The organism is Neisseria uirgultaei, assembly GCF_962719845.1.
Lineage (GTDB): Bacteria > Pseudomonadota > Gammaproteobacteria > Burkholderiales > Neisseriaceae > Neisseria > Neisseria bergeri.
In genome coordinates this window covers 74,091-90,781 of sequence record NZ_CAUIYF010000007.1, presented here as the reverse complement: position 1 = coordinate 90,781, position 16,691 = coordinate 74,091, and the positions used below count along the sequence as shown (strand labels likewise).

General features: G+C 48.5%; 17 protein-coding genes and 4 pseudogenes. 14 read left to right on the top strand and 7 right to left on the bottom strand.

Annotation, left to right across the window (positions count from 1 at the left end; genetic code table 11):
- Positions 1-24: 24 nt before the first annotated feature.
- The 3 genes from Q9J32_RS06130 to Q9J32_RS06120 all read right to left on the bottom strand — a co-directional run bounded on the left by Q9J32_RS06130 (position 25) and on the right by Q9J32_RS06120 (position 3,107).
- Positions 25-1,491, bottom strand: coding sequence for a malate:quinone oxidoreductase (locus tag Q9J32_RS06130; protein WP_301884366.1), 1,467 nt, complete (start codon positions 1,489-1,491; stop codon positions 25-27).
- Positions 1,492-1,874: 383 nt separating this feature from the next.
- Positions 1,875-2,465 (bottom strand): GNAT family N-acetyltransferase, encoded by a 591-nt coding sequence (locus Q9J32_RS06125; protein ID WP_118834173.1) that lies wholly within the window; start codon positions 2,463-2,465, stop codon positions 1,875-1,877.
- 60 nt (positions 2,466-2,525) lie between these two features.
- Positions 2,526-3,107, bottom strand: coding sequence for a 5-formyltetrahydrofolate cyclo-ligase (locus Q9J32_RS06120; RefSeq protein WP_301884358.1), 582 nt, complete (start codon positions 3,105-3,107; stop codon positions 2,526-2,528).
- 77 nt (positions 3,108-3,184) lie between these two features.
- On the opposite strand from Q9J32_RS06120, the gene Q9J32_RS06115 reads away from it, so the two are divergent.
- The 3 genes from Q9J32_RS06115 to tsf all read left to right on the top strand — a co-directional run bounded on the left by Q9J32_RS06115 (position 3,185) and on the right by tsf (position 5,280).
- Positions 3,185-3,391 carry a hypothetical protein gene (locus Q9J32_RS06115; protein ID WP_002243106.1) on the top strand — a complete coding sequence of 69 codons (207 nt, stop codon included), beginning with the start codon at positions 3,185-3,187 and terminating at the stop codon, positions 3,389-3,391.
- A 177-nt stretch (positions 3,392-3,568) separates the two neighbouring features.
- Positions 3,569-4,297 carry a 30S ribosomal protein S2 gene (rpsB, locus tag Q9J32_RS06110; RefSeq protein WP_301884356.1) on the top strand — a complete coding sequence of 243 codons (729 nt, stop codon included), beginning with the start codon at positions 3,569-3,571 and terminating at the stop codon, positions 4,295-4,297.
- Between the two features lie 128 nt (positions 4,298-4,425).
- Complete coding sequence (tsf, locus tag Q9J32_RS06105) at positions 4,426-5,280, top strand: translation elongation factor Ts (RefSeq protein WP_002223203.1); 855 nt, start codon at positions 4,426-4,428, stop codon at positions 5,278-5,280.
- Between the two features lie 121 nt (positions 5,281-5,401).
- Here the strand turns inward: tsf and Q9J32_RS06100 are convergent.
- Positions 5,402-5,509, bottom strand: a pseudogene (locus tag Q9J32_RS06100) (IS5/IS1182 family transposase); the annotation flags it as partial.
- 95 nt (positions 5,510-5,604) lie between these two features.
- On the opposite strand from Q9J32_RS06100, the gene pyrH reads away from it, so the two are divergent.
- The 10 genes and pseudogenes from pyrH to mafB (Q9J32_RS06050) form a co-directional block, all read left to right on the top strand.
- Positions 5,605-6,324 (top strand): UMP kinase, encoded by a 720-nt coding sequence (gene pyrH / locus Q9J32_RS06095; protein WP_301884354.1) that lies wholly within the window; start codon positions 5,605-5,607, stop codon positions 6,322-6,324.
- A gap of 232 nt (positions 6,325-6,556) precedes the next feature.
- Positions 6,557-6,709 (top strand): annotated as a pseudogene (locus Q9J32_RS06090) (IS5/IS1182 family transposase); the annotation flags it as partial.
- 306 nt (positions 6,710-7,015) lie between these two features.
- Positions 7,016-7,978, top strand: a complete 963-nt coding sequence (gene mafA, locus Q9J32_RS06085; protein WP_301884352.1) for an adhesin MafA — start codon at positions 7,016-7,018, stop codon at positions 7,976-7,978.
- Between the two features lie 39 nt (positions 7,979-8,017).
- Positions 8,018-9,583, top strand: a complete 1,566-nt coding sequence (gene mafB / locus Q9J32_RS06080) for a polymorphic toxin MafB class 3 (RefSeq protein ID WP_107819563.1) — start codon at positions 8,018-8,020, stop codon at positions 9,581-9,583.
- A complete protein-coding gene (locus tag Q9J32_RS06075; protein ID WP_002218307.1) occupies positions 9,580-9,951 on the top strand; it encodes an SMI1/KNR4 family protein in 372 nt (123 codons plus the stop codon). Before mafB (Q9J32_RS06080) ends, Q9J32_RS06075 begins: the two co-directional genes overlap by 4 nt.
- A 96-nt stretch (positions 9,952-10,047) precedes the next feature.
- Positions 10,048-10,398: pseudogene (locus Q9J32_RS06070) on the top strand (MafB family polymorphic toxin); the annotation flags it as partial.
- A complete protein-coding gene (locus Q9J32_RS06065; protein WP_228476424.1) occupies positions 10,396-10,773 on the top strand; it encodes a hypothetical protein in 378 nt (125 codons plus the stop codon). The pseudogene Q9J32_RS06070 and the gene Q9J32_RS06065, both read left to right, overlap by 3 nt.
- 4 nt (positions 10,774-10,777) lie before the next feature.
- Positions 10,778-11,137, top strand: coding sequence for an immunity 8 family protein (locus tag Q9J32_RS06060; protein ID WP_002218298.1), 360 nt, complete (start codon positions 10,778-10,780; stop codon positions 11,135-11,137).
- Positions 11,138-11,213: 76 nt separating this feature from the next.
- Positions 11,214-11,390, top strand: a complete 177-nt coding sequence (locus tag Q9J32_RS06055) for a hypothetical protein (RefSeq protein WP_301884327.1) — start codon at positions 11,214-11,216, stop codon at positions 11,388-11,390.
- A 128-nt stretch (positions 11,391-11,518) separates the two neighbouring features.
- Positions 11,519-12,025 (top strand): annotated as a pseudogene (gene mafB, locus Q9J32_RS06050) (polymorphic toxin MafB class 3); the annotation flags it as partial.
- Between the two features lie 440 nt (positions 12,026-12,465).
- On the opposite strand, the gene Q9J32_RS06045 reads toward mafB (Q9J32_RS06050), so the two are convergent.
- The 3 genes from Q9J32_RS06045 to acpP form a co-directional block, all read right to left on the bottom strand.
- Positions 12,466-13,596 carry a glycosyltransferase family 4 protein gene (locus Q9J32_RS06045; protein ID WP_304666977.1) on the bottom strand — a complete coding sequence of 377 codons (1,131 nt, stop codon included), beginning with the start codon at positions 13,594-13,596 and terminating at the stop codon, positions 12,466-12,468.
- 204 nt (positions 13,597-13,800) lie between these two features.
- Positions 13,801-15,048 carry a beta-ketoacyl-ACP synthase II gene (fabF, locus tag Q9J32_RS06040; protein ID WP_301884230.1) on the bottom strand — a complete coding sequence of 416 codons (1,248 nt, stop codon included), beginning with the start codon at positions 15,046-15,048 and terminating at the stop codon, positions 13,801-13,803.
- 154 nt (positions 15,049-15,202) lie between these two features.
- Positions 15,203-15,439: an acyl carrier protein gene (gene acpP / locus Q9J32_RS06035; RefSeq protein WP_002215574.1), complete on the bottom strand. Its 237-nt coding sequence runs from the start codon at positions 15,437-15,439 to the stop codon at positions 15,203-15,205.
- Between the two features lie 231 nt (positions 15,440-15,670).
- Between acpP and Q9J32_RS06030 the strand changes: the two genes are divergently transcribed.
- Positions 15,671-16,678 (top strand): quinone-dependent dihydroorotate dehydrogenase, encoded by a 1,008-nt coding sequence (locus Q9J32_RS06030; RefSeq protein WP_301884218.1) that lies wholly within the window; start codon positions 15,671-15,673, stop codon positions 16,676-16,678.
- Positions 16,679-16,691: the final 13 nt, after the last annotated feature.

The following is a 16,691-nucleotide window of genomic DNA, read 5'->3' as shown; positions in this document are numbered from 1 at the left end:
ACGGCTTTTCTTGAAAGATTCGGCTTAAATATCCAACACTTTCGCGGTATAGGCGATAATTTCATCCGCCCTTTCGGGGTTTTCGTTCAACTTGATGCCGTAACCCGGTACCAGCTCTTTCAGACGGCCTTCCCAAGACGGGGCGCGCTCGGGGAAGCATTGGTGCATCAGTCGGATCATCAGCGGCACGGCGGTCGATGCGCCCGGCGACGCGCCCAGCAATGCGGCGAGCGAGCCGTCGGCGTGGGCGACAATCTCCGTACCAAACTGGAGCACGCCGCCTTTTTCGGAGTCTTTTTTAATGATTTGGACGCGTTGCCCTGCGGTGATGAGTTCCCAGTCGTCGGGGTTTGCCTCGGGGTAGTATTCCAGCAGGGAGGCGAAGCGTTCTTCTTTGGTTTTACGCAATTCGCCCAGCAGGTATTTGGTCAGCGGCATATTCGCCCAGCCGGCGCGCAGCATAGGATAGAGGTTGTCCATATGGATGGACAGCGGCAAATCCATAAGCGAGCCTTGCTTGAGGAAGTTGGAACGGAAGCCTGCGTAAGGACCGAACATAAGGTGGCGTTTGCCGTCCACGTTGCGTGTGTCGAGGTGCGGGACGGACATCGGCGGCGCGCCGACGGAGGCCTGCCCGTACACTTTGGCGTTGTGTTGTTCGGCGGTTTCGGGGTTGCTGTTGCGGAAGAACAGGCCGGACACGGGAAAGCCGCCGTAGCCCTTGCCTTCGGGGATGCCGGATTTTTGCAGCAGGGTCAGCGCGCCGCCGCCCGCGCCGAGGAAGAGGAAGCGGGTGCGGAGGGTGAGCTGCCCGTCGGGGTTGCGGGTATCGGCGGTTTTGAGCACCCACGCGCCGTCGGATTCGCGTTTGATGTCTTCAACGTGGCGGTTGAACTCGGTTTTTACGCCCTTGCCCTGCAAATATTTCACCATCTGGCGCGTCAGCCGTCCGAAATCGACATCCGTACCTTCGGCGGAGTAGTTGGCGGCGACGGGTTGGTTTTCGTCCCGGCCGCGCATAATCAGCGGAGCCCAATCGGAAATTTTGTTCCGATTGGTGGAAAATTCCATATTTTCGAAAAGTTTCTGCGTTTTAAACACATCATAGCGTTTTTGCAGGTAACGGCAGTGGTCTTCATTCATCACCAAAGACATATGTGGCACGGCATTGACGAAAGAATTATCCTCCAACTTGCCTTCCGCAACCAGCGTCGCCCAAAACTGACGGCTGACATGGAACTGTTCGGCAATATTGAGGGCACGCGTCGGATCGATAATCCCATTTGCACCCAGCGGCGCATAGTTCAATTCGCACAGCGCGGAATGCCCCGTGCCGGCGTTGTTCCACGCGTTTGAAGATTCCAACGCCACATCTTCCAAGCGTTCAATCAGGGTGATTTCCCAAGACGGTTCGAGTTCTTTGAGCAAAACGCCCAAAGTCGCGCTCATAATGCCGCCGCCCACCAAGACAACGTCTGTCGCTTCAGCCATGGTTTACTCCTAAAAAACAGGCATCTTCTGCCCTTATGGTTATTTGCCGTACTACAAACGCCTGAATCGCAAAAGCAGGGGAAACCGGCAATGGTGTGTGTCCGAGCACGCTGTTTCGGGGTTGGAATGCGTTGCAAGTATGGCTTCCGACACCGCTTCAGGGGCTTGTAATATGTTATCGTGAATGTAGTGGATTTTACTGGGAAATGCAAAGTTTTTCTGTCGCCCGCCAAGCCGGGAAACTGCGAAATGGAAAATAAAAATAGTTATTTATCTATATATATCAAATTTTTAATAGATAAAAAATCAAAATTGTTTATATATTAATTTTTAAAAGATTGTCAGCATATTGCGTTAAGTTTTTTAAATTTGAAAATACTGCCTCATACCTGCACGCCATATCCCGCCAACCTGCCGGTCAGGATTTCCCTGTTTTTGCACCAATCTTTCCTCAGCATACTGTACACAACCGTATCGCGCACACTGCCGTCTTTACGGAGCATATGCATACGCAGCACACCGTCTTTTTCCGCGCCCAGCCGTTCGATGGCACGTTGCGAGGCAAGGTTCAGAATATCCGTGCGCCATCCCACGCAACAGCAAGCCAAAACATCGAACGCGTAATCCAACAACATGATTTTGCAACAGGTGTTTATCCGTGTCCGTTGTGCCGATGCCGCATACCATGTAAACCCAATATCCAAACGCGGAATCTGCGGTTCAAAATGATAATACGCCGTTGTCCCGACCACCCTGCCCGCCTCTTCATCGACAACCGCAAACGCCAAACGCGTTGCCAATGCTGTCCCGATATAGTCTGCCACCCTATCCGGATGGGGCGCGGACGTTACCCCCAGCTTCCAAACTTCCCCATCGCAAACCGCCTCGCGCAAACCCGTTTCATGATGCACATCCAACGGTTCGAGACGAACGCCGCCCAACGACAAGACCGGCAGTATTATCCTTTCCGACATCCTTTTCTCCCAATATTCCGCCTTCAGACGGCATTTCCGCCCGAAATGCCGTCTGAACGGCTAAAAACACAATATCCCCGCCTCCGACACAAAACCGTCCAAAGACCGGTCGTGCTCCTCGACCGGCAGCCTGTCCACCAACTGGCAGGCAAAGCCCACGCCCACGGTTTTTGCCTGCAAACGGTATTTCATCGCCGCAAGCGTCGCATCGTAATAGCCGCCCGCCTGTCCTAAGCGGTAGCCCAACCTGTCCATACCGACCACTGGCACAAGCAAGAGGTTCAAATCATGCACACGCCTTTTCCGACCTGCAAACTGCGGCACGTTCAACTTCGCCCTGCCCAGTATGCGCTCCCGTTCCATTCCGCTTTCAGGATACGGCGTAAACCACATCCGCCGCGAACGCGGTTCGATATAAGGCAGATAGAGTTTGGCACCGCGTTTTTGCGCCGCACGGACGAAACCGTCCAGCCGCAGTTCGTTGCCCATCGGCCAATACACGCCGATTTTCCGCCCTTTTTTAATATAACGCTTGAGCAGGCGGTTAATCGTTTGCCCCGCCGCCAACCGCCCTTGATGCCCCATCTGTGTGCGGGCGCGACGCAATTCTCGGCGCAGGGCGTGTTTTTCCTCGTTCCTCATTTCAGACGGCCTTTCAGGATTGCGGTAGAATGTTGCGATTATAACGATTTTGTTAACATTCAAACAGGACACACACAATGTGGCACATTGTCGCCATCGGCTATCTTTTTGTTGCCGTGATGTTTTCCGCCGCGCAGCCGAGTATTGCGCGCGCCTTGATTTATTTGGTTTTTTGGGCGGTTCTGCCCACCGTGTTCACAGTCTTCGTCGTAACCGTCCGCCGCCGCAACCGCTTGATGAAACAGCAGGAGCAGGCGGATGAAAAACAGGACGGAACGGTATAAAATCCCTTTTCAGACGCCCTCTTATCCGCTATAATCCATGAGTTTTCCATTTCGGAAACACTCTTTTATTTTTTAAAACTTATGCCCACTTTCGCCGAAGGGTGCTTGACAATAGGCGCTGCCTATCAAGTTCTATGCGATTGAATGTGTGCCCTTAACCCTTTCAAGGAAATCAAAATGTCTCAAATTACTATGCGTCAGATGATTGAAGCCGGTGTCCACTTCGGCCACCAAACCCGTTTCTGGAACCCGAAAATGGCTCAATACATTTTCGGTGCGCGCAACAAAATCCATATCGTAAACTTGGAAAAAACCCTGCCGATGTTCCAAGACGCGCAAGAAGCCGTACGCCGTCTGGTTGCCAACAAAGGTACAGTATTGTTCGTAGGTACCAAACGCCAAGCCCGCGACATCATCCGCGAAGAAGCTACCCGTGCCGGTATGCCTTTCGTTGATCACCGTTGGTTGGGCGGTATGTTGACCAACTACAAAACCGTTAAGCAATCCATCAAACGCCTGGAAGAAAAAACTGCTGCCCTGGAAAACGCTGCCGAAGGCGGTTTCAACAAAAAAGAAATTCTGGAAATGCAACGCGACGTTGAAAAACTGGAACGTTCTTTGGGCGGTATCAAAAACATGAAAGGCCTGCCTGACGCGATTTTCGTTATCGATACCGGCTACCAAAAAGGTACTCTGGTTGAAGCTGAAAAACTGGGCATCCCTGTTATCGCCGTAGTCGATACCAACAACAGCCCTGACGGCGTGAAATACGTTATCCCTGGTAACGATGACTCCGCCAAAGCTATCCGCCTGTACTGCCGCGGCATCGCCGACGCAGTTTTGGAAGGCAAAAACCAAGCGCTGCAAGAAACCGTAGCCGCTGCCCAAGAAGCTGCTGCCGAGTAATCCGGCAAACCGAAGAGGGGCGTTATGCCCCTTTTCTCAAATATGCCGTCTGAACGTCCGTTCGCGGCACACGATTCCCAAATACGGGAAATCCTTTCCGTATTTCCCCAAAATCTAGGAGATTCAAAATGGCAGAAATTACTGCAAAAATGGTTGCCGACCTGCGCGCCGCTACCGGCCTGGGCATGATGGAATGCAAAAAAGCCTTGGTTGAAGCCGAAGGCAACTTCGACAAAGCCGAAGAAATCCTGCGTATCAAATCCGGTGCGAAAGCCGGTAAACTGGCCGGCCGTACCGCTGCCGAAGGCGTATTGGCTTACGCGATCAACGGCAATGTCGGCGCATTGGTTGAAGTAAACTGCGAAACCGACTTCGTTGCTAAAGACGCGGGCTTCGTAGAATTTGCCAACTTCGTTGCTAAAACTGCTGCCGAGAAAAAACCGGCTTCTGTTGAAGAACTGAGCGAACTGGTTGAAGCAGAACGCAAAGCCATCATCGCCAAATTGGGCGAGAATATGTCTGTCCGCCGCTTCCAAGTGATCGACACTGCCAACCAACTGGTTGCCTACATCCACGGTGCATTGGCTACCGAAGGCGTTTTGGTTGAGTACAAAGGCTCTGAAGATGTAGCACGCAAAATCGGTATGCACATCGTTGCCGCCAAACCGCAATGCGTAAGCGAAGCCGAAGTAGATGCCGAAACCGTTGAAAAAGAACGCCACATCTACACCGAACAAGCTATCGCTTCCGGCAAACCTGCCGACATCGCCGCTAAAATGGTTGAAGGTCGTATCCGCAAATTCTTGGCTGAAATCACTCTGAACGGCCAAGCATTCGTGATGAACCCTGACCAAACTGTTGCCCAATTCGCCAAAGAAAACGGCACTGAAGTGATCAGCTTCGTACGCTACAAAGTAGGCGACGGTATCGAGAAAGCCGTTGTTGACTACGCAGCCGAAGTTGCTGCCGCTGCTAAAGTGTAAGGCACTTATGAAAAAGAAAGCACCTGGATTCCAAACGAATCAGGGTGCTTTTTTTTGAGAAAACCGTTTACGGTACCTATTTTAAGACGACCGAATATTCAGGCCGTCTGAAAACAAAACAATATAGTGGATTAAATTTAAACCAGTACAGCGTTGCCTCGCCTTGCCGTACTATTTGTACTGTCTGCGGCTTCGTCGCCTTGTCCTGATTTAAATTTAATCCACTATAACAGAACGACACACCATATCATTGTAATTCCGACCGTTTGAAAATTCAGACGGCCCAAACTCCGACCGACGACATTCAAGAAAGCAAGGTATCCCATGACACAGCAAATCAAATACAAACGCGTATTACTGAAACTCTCCGGCGAATCCCTGATGGGCTCTGATCCATTCGGCATCAATCACGACACCATCGTTCAAACTGTCGGCGAAATTGCCGAAGTCGTTAAAATGGGCGTGCAAGTCGGTATCGTTGTCGGCGGCGGTAACATTTTCCGCGGCGTATCTGCACAAGCAGGCAGCATGGACCGTGCCACCGCCGACTACATGGGCATGATGGCGACCGTGATGAACGCCTTGGCACTCAAAGACGCATTTGAAACCTTGGGCATCAAAGCGCGCGTACAATCCGCGCTTTCCATGCAGCAAATCGCTGAAACTTACGCCCGTCCTAAAGCCATTCAATATTTGGAAGAAGGCAAAGTCGTGATTTTCGCCGCCGGTACCGGTAATCCGTTCTTCACAACCGACACTGCCGCCGCATTGCGCGGTGCGGAAATGAACTGCGACGTGATGCTCAAAGCCACCAACGTTGACGGCGTGTACACCGCAGACCCGAAAAAAGACCCAACTGCAACACGCTACGAAACCATTACCTTTGACGAAGCCTTGAACAAAAATCTCAAAGTGATGGACGCGACCGCTTTCGCCCTCTGCCGAGAACGCAAGCTCAATATTGTCGTCTTCGGCATCGCCAAAGAAGGCTCGCTCAAACGTGTAGTAACCGGTGAAAACGAAGGCACACTGGTTCACTGCTGATTGCCCATAAGGCCAGCAGATATAGTCGCATATGGGCTTCATACGGCCATTTATTATATGGAAATTAACAAGCCTAAACCCATCCTGCCTTATGCATCAATTTTTCATATGCCGACTATATTGCCTTCCATTTGAAAATGCCGTCTGAACAATGTTCAGACGGCATTTTGTTTTTCATTGGGCAAACCGCCTTGCAGCAGGCGGACAAAATCGGCATAAGGGCAACGCCGTACTCATCACTCGCACCGATTTCAACCTGTTTTGCCGTTTTAACAAACCAAGCATCCCCGATTACAGCACCTTATGCCGCAACCGATTGGCGCAAGGCGACACCCTGTCCGAACTGCCGGGACTGATTAACCGGCAACTGACCGAAAAAAGCCTATAGTGGATTAAATTTAAACCAGTACAGCGTTGCCTCGCCTTAGCTCAAAGAGAACGATTCTCTAAGGTGCTCAAGCACCAAGTGAATCGGTTCCGTACTATTTGTACTGTCTGCGGCTTCGTCGCCTTGTCCTGATTTTTGTTAATCCACTATAAAATCCGCCGCCGTCATTGCAACTGCAAATCCCGCTATGTGCGGGCAACCTATTGAAAACCAAACCACAAAACCAGTAAAGAAATATTTTATTTAATTTATGATTTATTTACAATTTTGATACAATTTGTCTTTTATCAAAGGAGAAAATCTATGCAAGCACGGCTGCTGATACCTATTCTTTTTTCAGTTTTTATTTTATCCGCCTGCGGGACACTGACAGGTATTCCATCGCATGGCGGAGGTAAACGCTTCGCGGTTGAACAAGAACTTGTGGCCGCTTCTGCCAGAGCTGCTGTTAAAGACATGGATTTACAGGCATTACACGGACGAAAAGTTGCATTGTACATTGCCACTATGGGCGACCAAGGTGCAGGCAGTTTGACAGGGGGTCGCTACTCCATTGATGCACTGCTTCGCGGCGAATACATAAACAGCCCTGCCGTCCGTACCGATTACACCTATCCACGTTACGAAACCACCGCTGAAACAACATCAGGCGGTTTGACAGGTTTAACCACTTCTTTATCTACACTTAATGCCCCTGCACTCTCGCGCACCCAATCAGACGGTAGCGGAAGTAAAAGCAGTCTGGGCTTAAATATTGGCGGGATGGGGGATTATCGAAATGAAACCTTGACGACTAACCCGCGCGACACTGCCTTTCTTTCCCACTTGGTGCAGACCGTATTTTTCCTGCGCGGCATAGACGTTGTTTCTCCTGCCAATGCCGATACAGATGTGTTTATTAACATCGACGTATTCGGAACTATCCGCAACAGAACCGAAATGCACCTATACAATGCCGAAACACTGAAAGCCCAAACAAAACTGGAATATTTCGCAGTAGACAGAACCAATAAAAAATTGCTCATCAAACCCAAAACCAATGCGTTTGAAGCTGCCTATAAAGAAAATTACGCATTGTGGATGGGGCCGTATAAAGTAAGCAAAGGAATTAAACCGACGGAAGGATTAATGGTCGATTTCTCCGATATCCAACCATACGGCAATCATACGGGTAACTCTGCCCCATCCGTAGAGACTGATAACAGTCATAAGGGGTATGGATACAGCGATGAAGTAGTGCGACAACATAGACAAGGGCAACCTTAATTCACACTACCATAACCGCTTGCTACCAAGGAAAACAAAATGAAATTGTCTATTCAAAAATTCATGATGCTGTTTGCAGCAGCAATATCGTTGCTGCAAATCCCCATTAGTCATGCGAACGGTTTGGATGCCCGTTTGCGCGATGATATGCAGGCAAAACACTACGAACCGGGTGGTAAATACCATCTGTTCGGTGATGGTCGCGGCAGTGTTAAAAATCGGGTTTACGCCGTCCAAACATTTGATGCAACTGCGGTCGGCCCCATACTGCCTATTACACACGAACGGACAGGATTTGAAGGTGTTATCGGCTATGAAACCCATTTTTCAGGGCACGGATATGAAGTACACAGTCCGTTCGATCATCATGATTCAAAAAGCACTTCTGATTTCAGCGGCGGTGTGGACGGCGGTTTTACCGTTTACCAACTTCATCGGACAGGGTCGGAAATCCATCCGGAGGATGGATATGACGGGCCGCAAGGCAGCGATTATCCGCCCCCCGGAGGAGCAAGGGATATATACAGCTATTATGTCAAAGGAACTTCAACAAAAACAAAGACTAATATTGTCCCTCAAGCCCCATTTTCAGACCGTTGGCTAAAAGAAAATGCCGGTGCCGCCTCTGGTTTTTTCAGCCGTGCGGATGAAGCAGGAAAACTGATATGGGAAAGCGACCCCAATAAAAATTGGTGGGCTAACCGTATGAATGATGTTCGCGGCATCGTCCAAGGTGCGGTTAATCCTTTTTTAATGGGTTTTCAAGGAGTAGGGATTGGGGCAATTACAGACAGTGCAGTAAGCCCGGTCACAGATACAGCCGCGCAGCAGACTCTACAAGGTATTAATCATTTAGGAAATTTAAGTCCGGAAGCACAACTTGCTGCCGCAACCGCATTACAAGACAGTGCTTTTGCGGTAAAAGACAGTATCAACTCTGCCAGACAATGGGCTGATGCCCATCCGAATATAACAGCTACTGCCCAAACTGCCCTTTCCGCAGCAGAGGCCGCAGGTACGGTTTGGAGAGGTAAAAAAGTAAAACTTAACCCGACCAAATGGGATTGGGTTAAAAATACCGGCTATGAAACAACTGTTACCCGAAAGACTTTAGATGGGCAAATAGCTGGCAAGAACAAGCCTATTAAACCTTCTTCAGGAGATTATGTCTTGCCGGTAGGCAGACAAATCATAGATCCTACTCGTACATCTTTTTCACAAGCTACAGTTAGCTATCAGAAGCGTGGTGCAAATTACAACTATGATTCTCTTGTAGCTGCAATGAACGAAAAAAAATCATGGGTTGGCGACAGGGTTGATGTTGTTAATATGCCTGATGGAGCACCTACTAGTATGGATAACACGCGTATTATGGCAGCACGTGAAGCAGGGGTAAAAGTGGAAGCGAATGTTCATAATTTTAATGACCGATTATCATCAAAAGAGAGAATCAGGTTTAAGCATGATGGTATTGAGCCTCAAACTTGGGGAGAAGCTATCCAGCTACGAATTAGAAAGCAAGAAACACAAAAAGGAGTTCCAGAAGGGTGGAGCAAAAGATTTCCTAACGGAAGTATTTATGATGTAAAGGTACTTAGGAAATGATAAAACAAAATAGTTTTGTTCCGTATCCTGAAGCAATGCTTCCTAAAGGATTTAAATATCCGCAAAGTTATTTAAAATTAGCTCAATCCACTCATGCCATTAACTACGATGAACAATATTCTTTTCCTTGGTGGTTTGAAAATGCAGAAAGCAATATATCAGAAGTAATTGACATTTATTTTGAAATAACTGGCATTCCAAACCTATTACCTTTTGCTAGAAACCAAGAGTGGGCTGCCTGTTTTGATATTTCAGATAAATCAGGTAATCCTAAAATTATAGTAGTTAATTTAGATAATACAAAATATTACGAGACTTTTGAAAATTTTGATACTTGGCTAAAAGAAGCTGAAAATGATGGTTGGTAGCAGCCGTAGGTCGGATTCTCGAATCCGACATTTTCCAACAGCGGCATTTCGGAAACGATAGACGCGTCAAATATTTTTGTCGGATACAAGTATCCGACCTACATCTCTGCGCAGCAAACTCTACAAGGTATTAATAATTCAGGAAAATTAAGTCCGGAAGCACAGCTTGCTGTCGCGAGCCCATTACAGGACAGTGCTTTTGCGGTAAAAGACGGCATCAATTCCGCCAGACAATGGGCTGATGCCCATCCGAATATAACAGCAACAGCCCAAACTGCCCTTTCCGTAGCAGAGGCCGCAGGTACGGTTTGGAGAGGTAAAAAAGTAGAACTTAACCCGACCAAATGGGATTGGGTTAAAAATACCGGTTATAAAAAACCTGCTGCCCGACCTATGCAGACTTTAGATGGGGAAATGGCCGGTGGGAATAAACCGCCTAAATCTATAACGTCTGGAGGAAAAGCCAATGCTGCAACTTATCCTCAATTAGTTAATCAATTAACTGGGCAAAACTTAAAAAACATTGCGGCTCAAGATCCAAGATTGAGTCTAGCTCTTCATAAGAGTGAAAAAAATTTTCCAATAGGAACTGCAACTTATGAAGAGGCAGATAGGCTAGGTAAAATTTGGGTTGGTGAGGGTGCAAGACAAACTAGTGGAGGCGGATGGTTAAGTATAGATGGCACTCGACAATATCGGCCACCAACAGAAAAAAATTCACAATTTGCAACTACAGGTATTCAAGCAAATTTTGAAACTTATACTATTGATTCAAATGGAAAAAGGAATAAAATTAAAAATGGACATTTAAATATTAGGTAATTATATGAGATTAAAATTAAAAAATTATGATTGTTCTGACTTTGATTTGGAAGATTTCCCACAAGACAAGTTAGAAAATTTTTGTATACTTTTGACATTATCAATAGGTTTTGATGAAAGTAATGGTGCTGATTATTTTTATGTTTATATATATAGCACTGAATGGTTACTTTCAAATATACATAGACCGATGTCATTAAAAAACTCAATTGTTACAAACCGTTTTAATATTGAACACATATTAAAATTGATAAATGATATATTGGAAATATGTAATTCAACGTCTGAAGATAAGTCTATATCAAATTTGGCAAAATATTTTGACTGGGAATTTGACGATTATAATCTAAATATCCAAGACTAAAGATGGTGGGACAGCATTTAGACCAAAAACAGGCAAACGGTATTTTGATGACGAATTAAAATAAAAGGAATTATTCATGAAATTAATTAATTTTGAAGAGAGTTCAGTTAAAATTAGTCTCGATAAAGATGAGTTGTATATTATTCAAGCAATTGTAGGAGAAATTTATTCAGGCGTATGCGTGGATTGTAGAGATTTTGAGATAATTCATGGTGTTGAAAAAATAAAGTTCTTTCTTTGGATAAAGAACTAAAAAAAATATATGATACTTGGGATAAATGTTAGCTAGGTAAGGTGGGCACTTGTTGCCCACCTTTTGCCGTATATTAAAAATCCTTTTCAGGCTGGAACTGGGTGGGCATCAATGCCAACCCTAATTGTGCTGATGAAGCAGGAAAACTGATATGGGAAAACGACCCCAATAAAAATTGGTGGGCTAACCGTATGGATGATATTCGCGGCATCGTCCAAGGTGCGGTTAATCCTTTTTTAATGGGTTTTCAAGGAGTAGGGATTGGGGCAATTACAGACAGTGCGGTAAGCCCGGTCACAGATACAGCCGCTCAGCAGACTCTACAAGGTATTAATGATTTAGGAAAATTAAGTCCGGAAGCACAACTTGCTGCCGCGAGCCTATTACAGGACAGTGCTTTTGCGGTAAAAGACGGCATCAATTCCGCCAGACAATGGGCTGATGCCCATCCGAATATAACTGCAACAGCCCAAACTGCCCTTGCCGTAGCAGAGGCCGCAGGTACGGTTTGGAGAGGTAAAAAAGTAGAACTTAACCCGACTAAATGGGATTGGGTTAAAAATACCGGCTATAAAAAACCTGCTGCCCGCCATATGCAGACTTTAGATGGGGAGATGGCAGGAGGAAACAAGCCAGTTGTTAAATCTCTCAGACCAACTACGCGAGATGAATTACGTCAAGCATTGCAAGAACAAGGTTTTAGACGTACTGGTTCAGATGCGGCTCAATATGAAACATGGAAAGGTCCTGATGGCGTGAAAATAGATATTCGTCCAAATGGAGAGGGTTTGGGATTTCTGTTTTTGAATTTCTGTTTTTGTGAGAATGGCAAGATTTTCGGTTCTTGTATGGATAACGAGATTTTAGATGGCGGGAATTTGTCGGGAAAACAGCAACCCCTCCGCCGTCATTCCCGCGAAAGTGGGAATCTAGAAACGCAAAGTTGCAAGAGTTTATCAGAAATGACTGAAACTCAACGAACCTGGATTCCCGCCTGCGCAGGAATGACGGGGGTTTCGCGGGAATGACGGGGGTTTATCAGAAATGACCGAAACTCAAAAGCCGGCAGCCTTGTTTACGCCTTCAAAATATCGAGCAATTTCAAATCGACTTTTTCGGCATCGAATTTATCTTTGGCAATCGCATAACTTGCATTCCCCATCAGGCGGACGGCTTCCCTGTTTTCGATAAAATAAATCATTTTTTCGGCCAAGATGCGGGGATTCCAAGGTTCGATCAGGAAGCCGTTGACCTTGTCGGCAACCGTTTCCCTGCAGCCGGGTACATCCGTCGTAATCACCGCCCTGCCGACGGCCATTGCCTCCTGAGTGCTTCGGGGAACGCCTTCCCTATAATAAGACGGCAATACGAATATATGATGTTCTTTTATCACTTCGGAAACATTGTTCACAAAACCGGGGAAACGGATAATATCGCGGGCGATAAGCCGTTCCAAATCGCCCCCCCCCCCGCGTGATTCGTCGATTGCGCCCAAAGCGGTAAAAACCGTATCGGGGTATTTGCCCTTAACCCGTTCTGCCGCCCGAATAAAATCATCAATCCCCTTTTCTTTCAGAAATCTGCCGATAAAGAGGAATTTTACGGGTTCTTTTTCATCGGGAATATCCGCCTCGGAATAAGGATATTGCCGCAAATCCAGACCGATTCCGCCCAAAATATGGATGTTTTTTATTTTGATGCCGTATTTGTCCGTCAGTTCGTCTTTGTCGTCGGGGTTTAATACAATCAGGCTTTCCAACATCGGCAGGGCAATGCGGTACAAGGCAATCAAAATCCCCTTTATGATTTTTGTTTTTAACGGTATGCCTTCCGGCTGCGGGGTAAATGCGAATCCCAAACCTTCCAGCATCCCGACGATTCTGGGCACGCCTGCCAGTTTTGCGGCAAAAGTGCCGAAAATCACGGGTTTTGCGAAATAAGGGAAAACCAAATCCGGCGATATTTTTTTGAGTTCTTTAAATATGAGGAAGGTGGATTTTATATCGGAAAACGGGTTCAGCCCGCTGCGGTTTGACCGGTAGGTAACGGGTGTAACCCCCATTTCCCTGATAATATCCAAATCGTTATCGGAAAACTCCGATACAAAGGCATACACCTGATGGTTTTTGCCGATTAATTTTTTAATGACGGGGGCGCGGAAACCGTAAATGCTGGATGCGACTGTGGTGATAAAGACGATTTTCATAAGGCGGATACCTTGAATATAGGATTGGAAATGCGGTCTGCTACGGCAGGGTTTCATCCTGCAATCCGGCAAGGCTTGGGTTTGCCTGCGTATTATAAGGCTGCCTTGTGTGCCGCGAAGTGCCGGTAACGGGCGGGGTGTTTTGAAAATGCCGTCTGAAACGGTTTCAGACGGCATTTCGATGTCGGCGGCAGCTTTGCGGAATCAGCCTTTGAAGCGTTTGAACACCAGCGTGCCGTTGGTGCCGCCGAAGCCGAAGGAGTTGGAGATGGCAACGTCGATTTCCGCGTCGCGTGCTTCGTTGGCGCAGTAGTCCAAATCGCAACCGGCTTCAACGTCTTGTTCAAAAATGTTGATGGTCGGCGGGATTTTGCCGTCATTTATCGCCAAAATGCTGTACACCGCCTCCACGCCGCCCGCCGCGCCGAGCAGGTGGCCGGTCATCGATTTGGTCGAGCTGACGACGGTTTTGTAGGCGTGTTCGCCGAACGCGCGTTTGAGGGCTTTGGTTTCGTTGGCATCGCCCAAGGGGGTGGACGTGCCGTGTGCGTTGACGTAATCTACGTCTTCGGGATTCAGTCCGGCATCTTTCAGCGCGCGGATAACGGCAAGGGCGGGGCCTTCTTCGTTCGGCGCGGTAATGTGGTAGGCATCGGAACTCATGCCGAAGCCGACGATTTCGGCGTAGATTTTCGCGCCGCGTTTTTTGGCGTGTTCCAATTCTTCTAACACCAATACGCCCGCGCCTTCGCCGATGACGAAGCCGTCGCGGCCTTTGTCCCACGGGCGGGAAGCGGCGGCGGGGTCGTCGTTGCGGGTGGAGAGGGCTTTCATCGCCGCGAAGCCGCCCACGCCCAAAGTGCTGATTGCGCCTTCGGCACCGCCTGCAATCATTATGTCCGCGTCGCCGTATTTGATCAGTCGGGCGGAATCGCCGATGGCGTGCGCGCCGGTGGTACAGGCGGAAACCATCCCGTAGCTGGGGCCGCGGTAGCCTTTGAGAATGGTAACGTGTCCGGAAATCAGGTTGATCAGTGAACCGGGGATAAAGAAAGGGTTGATTTTGCGCGCGCCGCCTTCGATTACGGCTTTGCCGGTGGCTTCGATGCTGGGCAGTCCGCCAATGCCGGAACCGATGTTCACGCCGACGCGGTCTTTATCGAGGTTTTCCACATCGTCCAAACCCGAATCGGCGATTGCCTGAAGCGCGGCGGCGATGCCGTAGTGGATGAACACGTCCATCCGGCGCGCTTCTTTCGCGCTGATGTATTGTCCGATGTCGAAACCGCGGACTTCGCCGGCGACACGGCTGTTGATGTCGGATGCGTCAAAGCGGGTAATCGCGCCGATGCCGCTTTTGCCGGCGAGCAGGTTGTCCCAAGCCTCTGCGACAGTGTTGCCGACAGGGGAAACCTGACCTAAGCCTGTAATGACTACTCTTCTCTGACTCATGATAACCTCGCTGTTGGTTGTCGGAATGGGGGCATATGCGGCTGTCGTGCAGATGCCGTCTGAAATTTGCGGCAGGGGTTCAAACAGTTTGCCATATAAGGGAAAAGCCTCTATTGCGCGGTGCAGCAGAGGCTGTGTGTCGGGCGACGACCGGTTAGCCGTTGTGGGCATTGATGTAGTCGATAGCCAGTTGGACGGTGGTGATTTTTTCGGCATCTTCGTCGGGGATTTCGCAGCCGAAGGCTTCTTCCAAAGCCATAACCAGCTCCACGGTGTCCAAAGAATCCGCGCCCAAGTCGTCTTGGAAAGAAGATTCGTTTTTCACGTCGGCTTCGTTTACGCCCAGTTGTTCAGCAACAATTTTCTTAACTTGTTGTTCGATGTTTGACATGTCAGTCGTTCCTTTATGCCTTGCGGCAGGTTGTTTAAGGGAAATAAATCGGTGGTATTGTACCGACTTTTAATAGAGTTTTCTATCTAATGCCTATTATATCAATATTTGCGGATTTGTACATTTTTGGGTGCGGCGGGTTTTGCCGTTCAAGTTTGACCTGTGTGCCGTATGTTTGGCGGGATTTCGGTTAAAATGACAGCATTTCCATCTGAAGCAGAAAGCCCTGTCATGTATCCACTTGCCCGCCGCATCCTGTTTGCACTCGATGCCGAGAAAGCCCACCACTTCACGCTCGACGCGCTCAACACGGTTTATAAATTGGGTCTGATTCCCGTAACCGACAACCGTACCAAACCTGTAAAACTGATGGGCATGGATTTGCCCAACCCTGTCGGACTTGCCGCAGGGCTCGATAAAAACGGCGAATACATCGACGCTTTGGCCGCGCTCGGTTTCGGCTTCCTCGAAATCGGCACGGTTACGCCCAAACCGCAGCCGGGCAACCCGCAGCCGCGTCTCTTTCGCGTTCCCGAACACCAAGGCATCATTAACCGAATGGGGTTTAACAACCACGGTATCGACACCATGATACGCAACATCGAAAAAAGTAAATTCAGCGGCGTATTGGGTATCAATATCGGCAAAAACGCCATAACACCTATCGAAAACGCTGCCGATGATTATTTAATCTGCCTCGAAAAAGCCTACGCACACGCAAGTTACATCACCGTCAATATTTCCTCGCCCAACACCAAAAACCTCCGCGCGCTGCAAGGTGGCGACGAGTTGAGCGCATTGCTTGAGGCTTTGAAAAACAAACAGGCACAGCTTGCCTCTGTACACGGGAAATACGTTCCGCTCGCCGTCAAAATCGCCCCCGATTTGGATGAAGCACAAATCGAAGACATCGCCCACGTTGTCAAATCCGTCGAAATGGACGGCATCATCGCTACCAACACCACCATCGACAAATCAAGCCTCGGCAGCCATCCGCTCGCAGGCGAGCAGGGCGGTTTGAGCGGGCTGCCCGTTCATGAAAAAAGTAATCGGGTGTTGAAGCTGTTGGCAGATCACATCGACGGCAAGCTGCCGATTATCGGCGTAGGCGGCATCATGAACGGCAAGGACGCGGCAGAGAAAATCCGCTTGGGCGCGACCGCCGTCCAGGTGTACAGCGGATTGATATACAAAGGTCCGGCATTGGTCAAAGAATGTTTGAAGGCTTTGGCGCGATGATGCGTCCCGCTCA

Excerpts from the sequence above, each read along its gene's own strand:
- mafB (WP_107819563.1), top strand. The coding sequence starts at position 8,018 with ATGAAATTGTCTATTCAAAAATTCATGATGCTGTTTGCAGCAGCAATA.
- mafA (WP_301884352.1), top strand. The coding sequence starts at position 7,016 with ATGCAAGCACGGCTGCTGATACCTATTCTTTTTTCAGTTTTTATTTTA.
- Q9J32_RS06045 (WP_304666977.1), bottom strand. The coding sequence starts at position 13,596 with ATGAAAATCGTCTTTATCACCACAGTCGCATCCAGCATTTACGGTTTC.
- Q9J32_RS06030 (WP_301884218.1), top strand. The coding sequence starts at position 15,671 with ATGTATCCACTTGCCCGCCGCATCCTGTTTGCACTCGATGCCGAGAAA.
- Q9J32_RS06130 (WP_301884366.1), bottom strand. The coding sequence starts at position 1,491 with ATGGCTGAAGCGACAGACGTTGTCTTGGTGGGCGGCGGCATTATGAGC.
- Q9J32_RS06115 (WP_002243106.1), top strand. The coding sequence starts at position 3,185 with ATGTGGCACATTGTCGCCATCGGCTATCTTTTTGTTGCCGTGATGTTT.
- acpP (WP_002215574.1), bottom strand. The coding sequence starts at position 15,439 with ATGTCAAACATCGAACAACAAGTTAAGAAAATTGTTGCTGAACAACTG.
- tsf (WP_002223203.1), top strand. The coding sequence starts at position 4,426 with ATGGCAGAAATTACTGCAAAAATGGTTGCCGACCTGCGCGCCGCTACC.
- Q9J32_RS06060 (WP_002218298.1), top strand. The coding sequence starts at position 10,778 with ATGAGATTAAAATTAAAAAATTATGATTGTTCTGACTTTGATTTGGAA.
- pyrH (WP_301884354.1), top strand. The coding sequence starts at position 5,605 with ATGACACAGCAAATCAAATACAAACGCGTATTACTGAAACTCTCCGGC.
- Q9J32_RS06120 (WP_301884358.1), bottom strand. The coding sequence starts at position 3,107 with ATGAGGAACGAGGAAAAACACGCCCTGCGCCGAGAATTGCGTCGCGCC.
- Q9J32_RS06125 (WP_118834173.1), bottom strand. The coding sequence starts at position 2,465 with ATGTCGGAAAGGATAATACTGCCGGTCTTGTCGTTGGGCGGCGTTCGT.
- fabF (WP_301884230.1), bottom strand. The coding sequence starts at position 15,048 with ATGAGTCAGAGAAGAGTAGTCATTACAGGCTTAGGTCAGGTTTCCCCT.
- Q9J32_RS06055 (WP_301884327.1), top strand. The coding sequence starts at position 11,214 with ATGAAATTAATTAATTTTGAAGAGAGTTCAGTTAAAATTAGTCTCGAT.
- rpsB (WP_301884356.1), top strand. The coding sequence starts at position 3,569 with ATGTCTCAAATTACTATGCGTCAGATGATTGAAGCCGGTGTCCACTTC.
- Q9J32_RS06075 (WP_002218307.1), top strand. The coding sequence starts at position 9,580 with ATGATAAAACAAAATAGTTTTGTTCCGTATCCTGAAGCAATGCTTCCT.